Origin of the sequence: Agrobacterium sp. CNPSo 2736 (assembly GCF_004005385.1) — a bacterium.
Taxonomy (GTDB): domain Bacteria; phylum Pseudomonadota; class Alphaproteobacteria; order Rhizobiales; family Rhizobiaceae; genus Agrobacterium; species Agrobacterium leguminum.
The window spans coordinates 222,645-235,010 of record NZ_RZTX01000003.1; the positions used below are offsets into that span (position 1 = coordinate 222,645).

At 59.1% G+C, this 12,366-nt stretch carries 10 protein-coding genes; 8 read left to right on the forward strand and 2 right to left on the reverse strand.

Annotation, left to right across the window (positions count from 1 at the left end; all coding sequences use genetic code 11):
* Positions 1 to 215: 215 nt before the first annotated feature.
* The 7 genes from EM858_RS07470 (at position 216) to EM858_RS07500 (ending at position 7,836) form a co-directional block, all read left to right on the forward strand.
* On the forward strand, positions 216 to 989 hold the full coding sequence (locus tag EM858_RS07470) for a FadR/GntR family transcriptional regulator (RefSeq protein WP_127756317.1): 774 nt from the start codon (positions 216 to 218) through the stop codon (positions 987 to 989).
* Between the two features lie 103 nt (positions 990 to 1,092).
* Positions 1,093 to 2,439, forward strand: coding sequence for a glycosyltransferase family 1 protein (locus tag EM858_RS07475; protein ID WP_164865350.1), 1,347 nt, complete (start codon positions 1,093 to 1,095; stop codon positions 2,437 to 2,439).
* Entirely contained in the window at positions 2,436 to 3,182 is a 747-nt protein-coding gene (locus EM858_RS07480) for an HAD family hydrolase (RefSeq protein WP_127756319.1), read from the forward strand. Before EM858_RS07475 ends, EM858_RS07480 begins: the two co-directional genes overlap by 4 nt.
* Positions 3,183 to 3,480: 298 nt before the next feature.
* Entirely contained in the window at positions 3,481 to 3,921 is a 441-nt protein-coding gene (locus EM858_RS07485) for an NUDIX hydrolase (protein ID WP_164865365.1), read from the forward strand.
* Between the two features lie 162 nt (positions 3,922 to 4,083).
* Positions 4,084 to 5,589: an inorganic phosphate transporter gene (locus tag EM858_RS07490; RefSeq protein ID WP_127756320.1), complete on the forward strand. Its 1,506-nt coding sequence runs from the start codon at positions 4,084 to 4,086 to the stop codon at positions 5,587 to 5,589.
* Positions 5,590 to 5,606: 17 nt separating this feature from the next.
* The gene (locus tag EM858_RS07495) at positions 5,607 to 6,344 is read left to right on the forward strand and encodes a 16S rRNA (uracil(1498)-N(3))-methyltransferase (RefSeq protein WP_004432800.1); all 738 of its coding nucleotides are present in this window, start codon (positions 5,607 to 5,609) and stop codon (positions 6,342 to 6,344) included.
* Positions 6,345 to 6,462: 118 nt separating this feature from the next.
* Entirely contained in the window at positions 6,463 to 7,836 is a 1,374-nt protein-coding gene (locus EM858_RS07500) for a glutamate--cysteine ligase (protein ID WP_127756321.1), read from the forward strand.
* A 212-nt stretch (positions 7,837 to 8,048) separates the two neighbouring features.
* Here the strand turns inward: EM858_RS07500 and EM858_RS07505 are convergent, their stop codons facing one another.
* The gene (locus tag EM858_RS07505; RefSeq protein WP_127756322.1) at positions 8,049 to 8,342 is read right to left on the reverse strand and encodes a DUF1127 domain-containing protein; all 294 of its coding nucleotides are present in this window, start codon (positions 8,340 to 8,342) and stop codon (positions 8,049 to 8,051) included.
* A gap of 203 nt (positions 8,343 to 8,545) precedes the next feature.
* Here EM858_RS07505 and EM858_RS07510 point away from each other — a divergent pair, with 203 nt between their 5' ends.
* Positions 8,546 to 9,496: a LysR substrate-binding domain-containing protein gene (locus EM858_RS07510; protein WP_080817741.1), complete on the forward strand. Its 951-nt coding sequence runs from the start codon at positions 8,546 to 8,548 to the stop codon at positions 9,494 to 9,496.
* A gap of 103 nt (positions 9,497 to 9,599) precedes the next feature.
* Here the strand turns inward: EM858_RS07510 and EM858_RS07515 are convergent, their stop codons facing one another.
* Positions 9,600 to 12,038, reverse strand: a complete 2,439-nt coding sequence (locus EM858_RS07515) for a DUF1217 domain-containing protein (protein ID WP_127756323.1) — start codon at positions 12,036 to 12,038, stop codon at positions 9,600 to 9,602.
* Positions 12,039 to 12,366 lie beyond the last annotated feature (328 nt).

Sequence of the window (12,366 nt, forward strand, 5' to 3'; positions counted from 1 at the left end):
TGTTTTGATCCATCTGACGACAAAAATCCGCCATCGTCACCCTGTCCCAAGCCTGCTTTAACAAAAGCCAGTTTGGAAAGGCAGATGCCGAGTTGCCGCAGCTACACAAGACGCCACTCGCGCGGAACTGGATAGAATATTTGACCAGTGCGATGCTTCGCTGATAATTTGCCCCCGATCGAAATACGGGGCGGATTTCGCCGGAGACTTCTGCGATGGACGAAACGCTTTTTGCGCGCATCGAGCACAGCCGCACATCGCAGGAGGTGATCTTACGTTTCGAGGAACTGATCCTCGACGGCATATTGCGCGATGGCGACAGGCTGCCCGGCGAGCGCGAACTGGCGCAACGCCTCGATGTCTCGCGGCCGATCCTGCGGGAAGCGCTGAAGGAGCTTGAGACCCGTGGCCTCCTTACCAGCCGGCATGGCGGCGGCACCTATGTCGCCGATATTGTCGGCCCGGTCTTTTCCGATCCCTTGAGCGCGCTGATTACCCGCCACAGCCGGGCGACGCAGGATTTCCTCGAATATCGCCGCTATATCGAAGGCATGACCGCCGAACTTGCCGCGCAGCGGGCAACGGAGCCGGACAGGCGCAACCTCGCCGCCATCGTGGACAGGATGCGGGAAGCGCATGAGGCGGGCCGTTTCGAAGAAGAGCTTGCGGGCGATGTGGAATTTCACAACGCCATTGGCGAGGCGGCGCATAATATCGTGCTGATGCACACGTTGCGGTCCTGCTACCGGCTTCTGAGCGACGACATCTTTTACAATCGCCATCTCATCTTCACTGTCGCGGGCGCCCATGACGAGGTGCTGAGGCAACATATCGCCATCCACGATGCGATTATCGCCGGCGATCCGGCCGCGGCAAGGGCGGCGGCGGAGGCCCATATCGACTTCATCGTGGAGACGACATCCAAGGCGCATCAGGCGCGGGAATGGGACCGGATTTCGCGCCTGAGGCAGCAGCAGCGCAGCACCTGAAAACGGCACCCGGCGCAATACGGCATCTCTTTTATTCAGGTTTTGATGGAACCTTTTGTGCTCTTTGGTCTTTTTATCGGGTTAATTGGAAAAATTTACCAAGATGGGACCCATGACGACCACGAGCGAAACTGAACGCTATCCGCGGATAGCTCTCATATCGACGCATGGCTATGTCGCCGCGCACCCGCCACTGGGCGCGGCCGATACCGGGGGACAGGTGGTTTATGTGCTTGAGCTTGCACGCAAACTCGGCCAACTCGGTTATACCGTCGATCTTTATACCCGCCGCTTCGAAGACCAGCCGGAATTCGATGAGGTCGATGAGCGCGTCCGCGTGGTGCGCATTCCCTGCGGCGGACGGGATTTCATTCCCAAGGAATATCTGCACCGGCACCTGATGGAATGGTGCGAAAATGCGCTGCGTTTCATCAAGAAAAACGACCTGAACTATTCTTTCATCAACAGCCATTACTGGGATGCCGGCGTCGCCGGGCAGCGGCTGTCCGAAGCGCTGAAAATCCCGCATCTGCACACGCCGCATTCGCTCGGCATCTGGAAAAAGCGCCAGATGGAAACCGACTATCCGGAAAAGGCCGATACGTTCGAACTGGAATTCAACTTCCGGGAACGTATCCAGCATGAGCTGATCATCTATCGCAGCTGCGACATGGTGATCGCCACGACGCCGGTGCAGCTCGACGTCTTGATCGAGGATTACGGTCTGAAGCGCAAGCACATCCACATGATCCCGCCGGGTTATGACGACAACCGTTTCTTCCCGGTTTCCGATGCGACGCGGCAGATGATCCGGCAGCGTTTCGGTTTCGAGGGCAAGACGGTGCTGGCGCTTGGACGGCTTGCGACCAACAAGGGTTACGACCTGCTGATCGACGGTTTCTCCGTGCTTGCCGAGCGCGAACCGGAAGCCCGGCTGCATCTGGCCGTCGGCGGCGAGAATATGGACGAGCAGGAAACCACGATCCTCAACCAGTTGAAGGAGCGGGTGAAAGCGCTCGGTCTCGAAGACAGGGTGGCGTTTTCCGGTTATGTCGCGGATGAAGACCTGCCGGACATCTATCGCGCCGCCGATCTTTTCGTGCTTTCCAGCCGTTACGAGCCCTTCGGCATGACCGCAATCGAGGCGATGGCGAGCGGCACGCCCACCGTCGTCACCATCCATGGCGGGTTGTTCCGGGCCGTCAGCTATGGCCGCCATGCGCTGTTTGCCGATCCTTTCGACAAGGAAGACCTCGGCATCACCATGATGAAGCCGTTCAAGCATGAGCGGCTTTACGGGCGGCTTTCCCGCATGGGGGCGCACAAGGCGCGCAGCCTGTTCACATGGACCGGCATTGCCCAGCAGCTTCTCGCCCTTGTGGAGGGCAGGACCATGATGCCGGTTCTGGAAGAAGCCGATTGGGCCGAACCATGGAACGACGGCGATTGAGACCGCTTCGCCTTTTTTCCACCGATCTCGACGGAACCGTCGTCGGCGATAACGACGCCACACGCCGGTTCCGCGATTTCTGGCATTCGTTGCCGGAGGGTCAACGTCCTCTTCTCGTTTTCAACAGCGGCCGGCTGATCGACGACCAGCTTGCACTTCTCGAAGAGGTGCCGCTGCCGCAGCCCGACTACATCATCGGCGGAGTCGGCACCATGCTGCATGCCAAAAAGCGAAGCGAGCTGGCAAGCGCCTATACACAGTCCCTCGGCACCGGTTTCGACCCCCAGAAGATTGCCGAGGTCATGGCCGGAGTTCCCGGTGTGACGATGCAGGAAGAGCGTTACCAGCACGGCTTGAAATCGAGCTGGTTCCTGCATGACGCCGATGACGCCGCGCTCGAAGAGATTGAGGCCGCGCTTGTGGCTGCGGATATCGATGCCCGTATCGTCTATTCCAGCGACCGCGACCTCGATATCTTGCCGAAAGCCGCCGACAAGGGCGCAGCGCTGACATGGCTATGTGGACAACTACGCATCGGCCTCGACGAATCAGTGGTTGCGGGCGATACTGGCAACGATCGGGCGATGTTTGAGCTAAAGAATATTCGCGGCGTGATCGTGGGCAATGCCCTGCCGGAGCTCGTCTCGCTGGCATATCATGATATGCGCTTCTTTCACTCGGCTGCGAAGGAAGCGGACGGTGTGGTCGAAGGTCTCCGGCACTGGGGATTAACCCCGGACTAAAACAGCCCCGGCTACAATTCATAGCGGCTTTGCATTCAGTATGCTTGAAGGCGGGCGGAGAGAGTATTACCGCATCGGCTGTCCGGCCGGGGAACCACCCGGTCGAAGCTTTGTTCGCATATCCACCATGTCCATCTTTGCCCGCAGGCTTCATCAGCGTGAAGACAGTAGTGGGTTATGGGTGAAGGGGGATTGGCGGAACTTACGGCATCTCTATATTAGCAATTATCACTACCCGGCAAAGAAGGATCAATCCGGATTGAAGATTTTGAATCGATTGGCGACAGACGTTGGCTTGATGTTGCGCAGACCACCGCGACAGCAATATGCGGCGCTGTGCTATCGATTGTCCAAAAAGCATCCGGAGCCGGAAGTCCTGCTGCTGACCAGCAGGGATACGGGACGGTGGGTCATTCCCAAGGGCTGGCCGATGGCCAACAAGAAGGCCCATGCGGTGGCCGAACAGGAAGCTTATGAGGAAGCCGGCGTCAAAGGCACGGTGGAGAAGGCTCCCTTCGGTTATTATGAATATGAAAAAAAACTGAACAGCGGCGTCAATGTGCCGTGCCGGGTTCAGGTGCATCTGCTCGAAGTTTCCGAAATGCAGGAAAGCTTTCCCGAAAGGGACTCGAGACGGCTGGAATGGGTCAGCCCCCAGGAGGCGACCACGCGGGTCAACGAGCCGGAACTGAAAGCGCTGATGCTCGCTTTCGACAAGCGGATGACGCATTCGAAATAGCGCGCCCGCCCCGAACGTGACAATGTGCAGTTTGTTTTTCCAACATGGCTTTTATCGTCTTTCCTTTTGGAAAGATGTGCGAGATGTAACAGTCTTTCTGTAAAATTGCCTTCAACCTGCGACACTGCCGGACGAAAGGGAATGCTGGCAAACGAGGTCTGAATGGCAATCAAGCCGCCATCGAATATGAAACCGACGCTCGACAAGGATCTCGACAAGATTACCCGTGTCGAAGAGGCGACGCTGCATGTCACGCAGCAGCTTGCCGGCCTTGGCGCGGGGTTCATGTTCGTTGTCCTGGCGGCCATCTTCGCCGGCGTCTTCGTCACCGGCACCGCGGGCTCGGTCATCATCATCGCCGCCGTCGCCATCGGCGCCTATATGGCGATCAATATCGGCGCGAACGACGTCACGAACAATGTCGGCCCGGCGGTTGGGGCCAAGGCCATGCCGCTTGCCGCCGCCCTCATCATCGCCGCCATCTGCGAGATTGCCGGCGCGCTGATCACCGGCGGCAACGTCGTCGAGACCATTTCCAGCGGCATCATCAACATCGAGACCATTCCCGACAGGACCGCCTTTTCATGGGCGATGCTCTCGGCGCTTCTCGCCGCCGGCCTTCTCGTCAATATCTCGACCTGGACGAGAGCGCCGATTTCCACCACCCATACGGTGGTGGGCGGAGTTGCGGGCGCGGGAATGGCCGCCTATGGGGCGAAGGCGGTCGACTGGTTTTCGCTCGGCAGCATTGCCTTCGCATGGGTACTGGCGCCCTTCATCAGCGCCATCATCGCCGTCGCCATCCTTGCTTTCATCAAGGAATTCATCATTTACCGCGAGGACAAGCTCACCTCCGCCCGGCTGTGGGTTCCGGTTCTCATCGGTTTGATGGCGGGCGTCTTCGTGGCCTATCTCATCTGGGTCGGATTGCGGCAGCTGATGCATGTGTCGCTTGGCCATGCCAGCCTCACAGGGCTGGTGACCGGGCTCGTGGTCTGGCGGCTCTGCGTGCCGATCATCCGCAAACAATCGGAAGGATTGGAAAACCGCAACCAGTCGCTTCGAATCCTCTTCCAGTGGCCGCTGGTTCTCGCCGCCGGCCTGATGTCCTTCGCTCATGGGGCGAATGACGTTTCGAACGCCATCGGGCCCGTCGTGGCCATCGTGCGGGCCCTGCATGACGAGGCGGTGAGCACGTCCGCCCGTGCGCCGATGTGGGTAATGCTGGTCGGTGCCTTCGGGCTTTCCTGCGGTATTCTTCTTTATGGCCCGCGCCTCATCCGCCTCGTCGGTGAGCAGATCACCAAACTCAATCCGATGCGCGCCTTCTGCGTTTCCGTGGCCACGGCGCTCACCGTGCTCGTTGCCTCACGCTTCGGCCTGCCGGTCAGCACCACCCACACGGCAATCGGTGCGGTGTTCGGCGTCGGTTTCTTCCGCGAATGGTACACCCAATCGTCGCGGCGGCGGCAGGAGCTCGTTCAGGCTGGTGACGGCAGGCCCCGCCGGTCCGAAAGATATGCCGACAATCCTTCCGAGATACGCCGCCGTTATCTCGTCCGCCGCTCGCACTTCATGACGATCATCGCCGCCTGGCTGGTCACCGTTCCTTCCAGCGCAACGCTTGCGGCGCTGCTCTACTGGCTCATGTCCTCCCTCTTTCTCTGAACCTGAAACAGAATCCCATGCGCGCCAATTTCCGGATGCAACGCCTGTATATCGAAGCCAGCCTTGCCGAAGGCGTCGCGCAGGAGGCAACAGCCGAACAGTTCAACTATCTCGCCAATGTGCTGCGCATGACCGACGGTGCGGAAATCCTGCTGTTCAATGGTCGCGACGGCGAATGGAAAGCGAAACTTGCCTTTCCGAGCCGCAAGAAGATCGTGCTCGTCCCCCTCGAGCAGACACGGCCCCAGCCAAACGCCCCGGACCTGCATTATCTTTTCGCGCCGCTGAAAGTCGGGCGCATGGATTATCTGGTGCAGAAGGCGGTGGAGATGGGCGCCGGCCTGTTGCAGCCGGTGATGACGCAGCATGTTCAGGGCAAGATCCACAATACCGAAAAACTGCGCGCCAACGCCATCGAAGCCGCCGAGCAGTGCGGCATACTGTCCCTGCCCGAGGTGGCCGAGCCGGTGAAGCTGAAGGACATGCTCGAGAGCTGGCCCCACGACCGGCGCATCATCTATTGCGACGAAGGCGATGCGGGGCAAAATCCGCTGCCGATCCTGCAAGCCGTCACGGAGCGCAAACTTGCCCTGCTGGTCGGCCCGGAAGGCGGGTTTTCCGAGGAAGAAAGGGAGCTTCTGCGCGGCCTTGCCTTCGTTACCCCCATTCCGCTCGGGCCGCGTATCCTGAGGGCCGATACGGCCGCCGTCGCCGCGCTCGCGGTCATTCAGGCGGCGATCGGCGACTGGAATTGAATGGCCCCATTGCGCTTCATGCATCTTTAAAAGAAATTCATTTGCCTCCGGATACGATCCGGCCCTATCTGCCAATCATATGCCTCGCCGCAACAGAGACGTCATAACAAGGTAAGCCATGGCACGCGACACGACCGACCAGACCCCCCTCTCCTCCGTTACGGAGCTTACAGATTATCTGGCGGGCGGTTGCAAAGCTGAAGCCGACTTCCGCATCGGCACCGAACACGAAAAATTCGCGTTTTTCCGCGAGGATAACAGTCCCGTTCCCTATTTCGGCGAAGCCAGCATTTCAGCGCTTTTGAAGGGCATGCAGGAAAAGCTCGGCTGGGAGCCGATCATGGACGGTGGAAACATCATCGGCCTTGGCGAGCAGCACGGCATGGGCGCCATCTCCATCGAGCCGGGCGGCCAGTTCGAGCTGTCGGGCGCGCCGCTCGAAAACCTGCACCAGACCTGCAAGGAATCCAACCAGCATCTGGCGACGCTGCGCGAAGTGGCTGAGCCGATGGGCATCCGTTTCCTCGGCATCGGCGGCAGCCCGCTGTGGAGCTACGACGAAACGCCGCGCATGCCGAAATCGCGTTACGCGATCATGACGCGCTATATGCCGAAGGTCGGGACCAAGGGTCTCGACATGATGTACCGCACCTGCACCATTCAGGTTAATCTCGATTTTTCCTCCGAAGCGGACATGCGCCGGAAGATGCGCGTTTCCATGAAGCTGCAATCGCTGGCGACAGCGCTCTTCGCCTCCTCGCCCTTCACCGAAGGCAAGCCGAACGGTCTTCTTTCCTGGCGCGGCGATATCTGGCGCGACACCGACAACCGCCGCTCGGGCGTGCTGCCTTTCACCTTCAGCGATGATTTCGGCTTCAAGGACTATGTGGAATGGGCGCTCGACGTGCCGATGTATTTCATCGTGCGCGACGGCAAATATCATGATTGCACCCATGTCACCTTCCGGCAGTTCATGAACGGTGCGCTGAAGGGCGAAATCGCCGACTGGCAGCCGACCATGGGCGACTGGACGAACCATCTTTCCACCCTGTTCCCCGACGTGCGCCTGAAGCGCTTTCTGGAAATGCGCGGTGCGGATGGCGGCCCGTGGAGACGCATCTGCGCCCTTCCCGCTTTCTGGGTCGGCCTTCTCTACGATGACGAGGCGTTGACCGCTGCCGATGCGCTGACCGCCGGCTGGAGCTTCGATGAGGTCATCGCCCTTCGCGATGCCGTTCCGGCCAGGGGTCTTTCCGCCGAGATCGCCGGCAAGCCGCTTCTCGGTCTCGCCCGCGAGGTGCTCGACATTTCCCGCACCGGCCTCAAAAACCGCAAGCGCCTGAACGGCGAAGGGCAGGACGAAACCGTGTTCCTGTCGTCGCTGGACGAGGTTCTGGCCAAGAAGACCACGCTCGCCGAAGACCTGCTTGCGCTTTACAACGGTCGCTGGGGCGGCTCCGTGCTGCCGGTATTCGAAGAATATCAGTATTGAGAAAATTGCGCCGCCATTAAAAAAGCCCGGCGCGGCCGAGGGGCCTGACACCGGGCAAAGGCAGGGCTATTGGCAAATCACCCTGCGGGGAAAACTTTTCCGTTCGAAAGCAATTCCGGCGGCTGGAGGTCTGCCGGAATTGCCCGAACATTCTGGAACGTTTTGGTGCATTTCCGGACGGAAAACCGGGGTCCACTTTTCCTGAAAATGCTTTAAACGGTCTTGAACCGGGTCACCGCGCGGTTGCGTGCGGCCCGGGTCAGATGAGCGGTCGGATCCTCGAGCAGGCCGGTATTGAGCGCGTCCCTCACATCCGAGCGCGCCAGACCGATATCGGCCAGAAGGCGGTCATCGAGTTCCGTGAGGCCATTGGCCACGATACGATTGTAGATGCGCTGCAAGAACGTTTTGACTCGGAAAGCAAAGAGGACAGCGACACGACGAAGCGTATCGTTCTGCCGCGAGGTTGCGAGTTCCAGTTCCATTCTCCGTTCTGCCGTGCGCATGACACTTATCCTTTCGTAACGGCACGATGCGGCACCGCCCCCGGCGCACCACGCGCGAGAAGCTGCCTCGGGTTGGGGGCCTGACGTTTCGCCGGCCCGGGGTTGATATTGATTTGCTGGGTGTCAAAATGTCGCAAGACTATTGATCAGTCCAACGAATGTTTCTAATGTGAGGCATCAATCATTCTGATGGATGGCCATCCATGTCCGCACCTCTCGACATAGACCAGCTGCATACCTTCATCGCCATCGTCGATACGGGCAGCTTCACCAAGGCCGCAGACCGCGTTTTCAAGACGCAATCCGCCGTTTCCATGCAGATGCGACGGCTGGAAGAACGGATCGGCAAGCAGCTTTTCGCCAAGGACGGGCGCGGCAACCGCCTGACGGCGGAGGGCGAAAAACTGATGAATTACGCCCGCCGCATTATCCGCCTCAATAACGAGGCGATCGCCGCCTTCGACGACAACCGGCTGGAAGGCACGCTGCGCATCGGCACGCCCGATGACTATGCCGACCGCTACATGCCGGAGATCATCGGGCGCTTCGCCAAGACCCATCCCAATGTCGAGCTTTATATCGTCTGCGAACCTTCGGTCAGCCTTGCCGAAAAAATGGCGCGCGGCGAGCTGGATATCGCGCTCGTCACCCATAATCCGCGCGCGCGCTCCTCGGATGTGGTGCGCACCGAACCGCTCTGCTGGGTCGCTTCCGCCAACCATCCGCTGAAGGACGATGCACCCGTGCCGCTCGCCGTCGGGCGGCGCGATTGCCACTGGCGCCAGCTTGCCTGTTCGGCGCTCGATGCCGATGGGCGGGACTATCAGGTTCTGTTCACGAGCTGGTCTTCCACCGTCGTCGCCGCTGCCGTGCTGGCGGGCATGGCCGTCTCGGTGCTGCCGGAATCGGCGCTGCGCACCGGCATGAAGGTGCTGACCGCCGCGGACGGCTTCCCGCCCCTGCCGCCGGTGCAGATCGGCCTGATGAAACGGCCGGGCCTCTCCCCCTCGCTGGTGAACGCCATCACCGACCACATCACCGCCTGCCTCGACAATATCTCGCCGATGAGCGTTGCCGACGAAATGGACAGCGATGTGAAGACCTACCCCAAGATGCCGCGCCTGCGCGCCGGGCACATGCTGCCGGGGTGGTAAGAGGATAAAGTCCCAGGGATGGCGTCGCCTATGCGGGAGGCTTTGTCATCGGCCTCAAGCCGGCTAACCCAGATCCTCCCGTCGCTCGTCGGCGCTTTCTGTGCTACCGCGCCCGCAGCGTGGCAACCGCCAGCAGCGTATCGGCGCTTATGCCCACCGAACCGCTGCCGTTGAAGAGCGTCATGATCGGATCGGTGGTGTTCTGCTGATTGTCGTACATGATGGTGAAACGGGCGACCAGCTTCTTGACCTTTTCCGGATCCTGAAAGTCCTCGATGTCGAAATATTTCCTCATCATCGTCACCTGCGTATCGACCTCGGCATTGGCGAGTTCATCCGGAATGCCGAAAGTGGTGTTGATGAAGCTCTGGAGCGCCGTGTCGGCGAGGATCGAGTAATAGGACGTCGTTCCGGCCGCCATGCGCTGGAAATAGAGCGCCAGGCGCACACCGGCATTTTCTTCGCCCGCCTGCGTTTCCAGCGTCTGGGTGAGATAATTGTCCAGCGTCTCGTAAAGGCCGCGCCGCGTCTGGATCAGGCTGCGGTCCTCGTGAAGAAGCGTGCCGTCGGTATTGAAATTGAAGGCGGTGACGAGGCGGCGGAAGACCGGGTCCATCTCCTTGTTGACGTAACTGTCCTTGTCATCGAGCTTCGAGGTGAAGGCCTTTTCGAGCTGTTCCTTGGTCACGCTTTCGGGATCGATGCCGAGCGACTCCATCGCGAACTTCGTCAGGCGATCATTGCTCAGGAATTCCTTGAGCGTCTTGATCTTCTGCATCTCGGCCGTGAAATATTCCGATTCCTTCGTCGCCGTTTCCTTGTCCTTTTCCGTGCCGAACGCCGATTTTTTCTTGATGTAGTCGGCCGACATGGTCTGCATCTCGATTTCCGACTGCGCCAGAACCGGTGTACCGACGCTACCATCGGAGGCGAAGTTGAACAGCTCCGCCAGCTTGACATAACGCTCGTCTTTCAGCGTGTAGACGAAGCTCTTTTTATCCTGCAGATCGCTGGTGAGGACCTTGCGAATATCGGCGGAATTCACCTTGGTCGGATCGAGGCCGACGGCTTTCAGCGCATAGGTATAGACCGCGCTGCTGTCGATGAAATCCTTGACGGATGTGACGCTGGCTATATCGCTCTTGAACAGCTTCAGCGCCTTCTCGTCGGCGGCGTCATCCTTGTCGTTATAATAGGTCATATAACCGCTGGTGGTGGTCGCGGTCTGTGCCGTCGTCTGGGGTGTCGTGCTGTCTGCCAGCGTTCCGTCGGTCTGGAAATTGAAGGCATTTCTCAAGGCGATATAACGCTTGTCGTTCTTGCCGACGGTCGCGATGTAGTTGTTCGGATCGCTCAGATCGCTGGTCAGGATATTCTGGATCGTTGCCGTGACGACTGTGAGGTCGTTAAGGTCGAATGCGGTCCTGATATAGTTGAGAAGCCGGGTATCCGAGGTCAGTTCCGTTACGGTCTTGATCGAACCGATCTTCGATTCGAAATAATCCCGGTTCAGTGTGGCGACGGTTGGCGTCACGCGCGGGGCGCTGCCGATATAGGCATCCGTCAGGGCCTTTAGATTATCCGCCGTCTGCGCCTGACCGGCGGTCACCGTGCCGTCGTTCTTGAACTCGAAGGCGGTGGCGAGCTGCGCCATCTTGTTATATTGCGTGACGGTGCTGGTGAGCGTCGTCTGCTCGGCCTTGATGGCGGCGAGCTTCGCTTCCCACTCATCCTGTGGCGGCAACACCGCCTCAAGCTGCGTCAGCTGGTCCTGGCGCGTCACTTTTTCCGCCTCCAGTTGCGTGCGCTCCTCCGCCGTCAAACCGGTGCCGGCGAGTTCGGTGTCGATTGCGGTAATCCGGGCGGTGACCTGCGCGTGCAGTTCGATATTGCCCTTCATCGTCAGTTTTTCGACCGCGTCATTATAGGCCGTGCCGTATTTCTGGTTGATGTAGCTGTCGGGATCGTTGATGTCGCTCGTCATCAATCCCTTGATATGGGCATAGGAATAGGTCTTCTCATCGATGCCGAAGACCTGAAAGATATAGGCGCGGGTGCGGTCGTTACGCAGCAGCTGGTCGACATTGGTCACCGTGCCGACAATCGCCTTGTAATAACGGGTCTCTTCCGCGAGGCTGTCATCGAGATCGGTTATCGACGTATCGTAAAGCCCGATCATCTTGTCGAGCTGCGCTTCCGTCTGAACGGTCTTCGTCGATGTGGTGAAGTTGAAGGCTGCCGCGAATTCCCTATACCGCTCATCGGTGAGCTTGTTGGCGAAGCTGTTCTGGTCGTTCAGATCGCTTTCCAGCACCTTTTTCATGAAGGCCTTGGCATAGGTCATCTCGCCGAGACCGAAGGCATCCATGGCATAGGAATAGAGCTGGTAATCGTCGAGGAACTCATCGACGCTTTTCACATTGCCGATGTTTTCCTTGTAATATGTCGTCTGCCGCTCGATGAGCCCCTGCTGCGACACACGCGACAGGCTTGCCTTCATATCGCGGTTGATGAGGTCGTAGCTGAGATAAGTCGATACCATCCGAATGCCCCCTGGAGACCCGCGCGTCGCTTCAGACGCCGAATGCTCCGGTTTTCAATCCACCCATCGCGCCTCCATCGGGACGCACGGCAAGCCTTTGCCTGACTATGCTGGAGACGCCTTGCCCGGAGCTTGAAAGAGCACAATTTCGGCCGGGATAAAAACCGCATTGTCCAGATCTCTTTTACCTAAGCGAAACCATGCCACAGTGTGTTTTGCTAACCATTTGGGAATGCAAAGTTTTCTTAACCGCGATTTTTAAGCAGTCTCGAACATGCGGCGGATATTCTCCCGACATCAGAGGACGAAAAGTCCCGATGAGAAGACC

What these genes read in the sequence shown, in the direction of transcription:
- EM858_RS07500 (WP_127756321.1), top strand. Translation starts at nt 6,463, where the DNA reads ATGGCACGCGACACGACCGACCAGACCCCCCTCTCCTCCGTTACGGAG.
- EM858_RS07470 (WP_127756317.1), top strand. Translation starts at nt 216, where the DNA reads ATGGACGAAACGCTTTTTGCGCGCATCGAGCACAGCCGCACATCGCAG.
- EM858_RS07505 (WP_127756322.1), bottom strand. Translation starts at nt 8,342, where the DNA reads ATGCGCACGGCAGAACGGAGAATGGAACTGGAACTCGCAACCTCGCGG.
- EM858_RS07475 (WP_164865350.1), top strand. Translation starts at nt 1,093, where the DNA reads ATGGGACCCATGACGACCACGAGCGAAACTGAACGCTATCCGCGGATA.
- EM858_RS07515 (WP_127756323.1), bottom strand. Translation starts at nt 12,038, where the DNA reads ATGGTATCGACTTATCTCAGCTACGACCTCATCAACCGCGATATGAAG.
- EM858_RS07485 (WP_164865365.1), top strand. Translation starts at nt 3,481, where the DNA reads ATGTTGCGCAGACCACCGCGACAGCAATATGCGGCGCTGTGCTATCGA.
- EM858_RS07490 (WP_127756320.1), top strand. Translation starts at nt 4,084, where the DNA reads ATGGCAATCAAGCCGCCATCGAATATGAAACCGACGCTCGACAAGGAT.
- EM858_RS07495 (WP_004432800.1), top strand. Translation starts at nt 5,607, where the DNA reads ATGCGCGCCAATTTCCGGATGCAACGCCTGTATATCGAAGCCAGCCTT.
- EM858_RS07510 (WP_080817741.1), top strand. Translation starts at nt 8,546, where the DNA reads ATGTCCGCACCTCTCGACATAGACCAGCTGCATACCTTCATCGCCATC.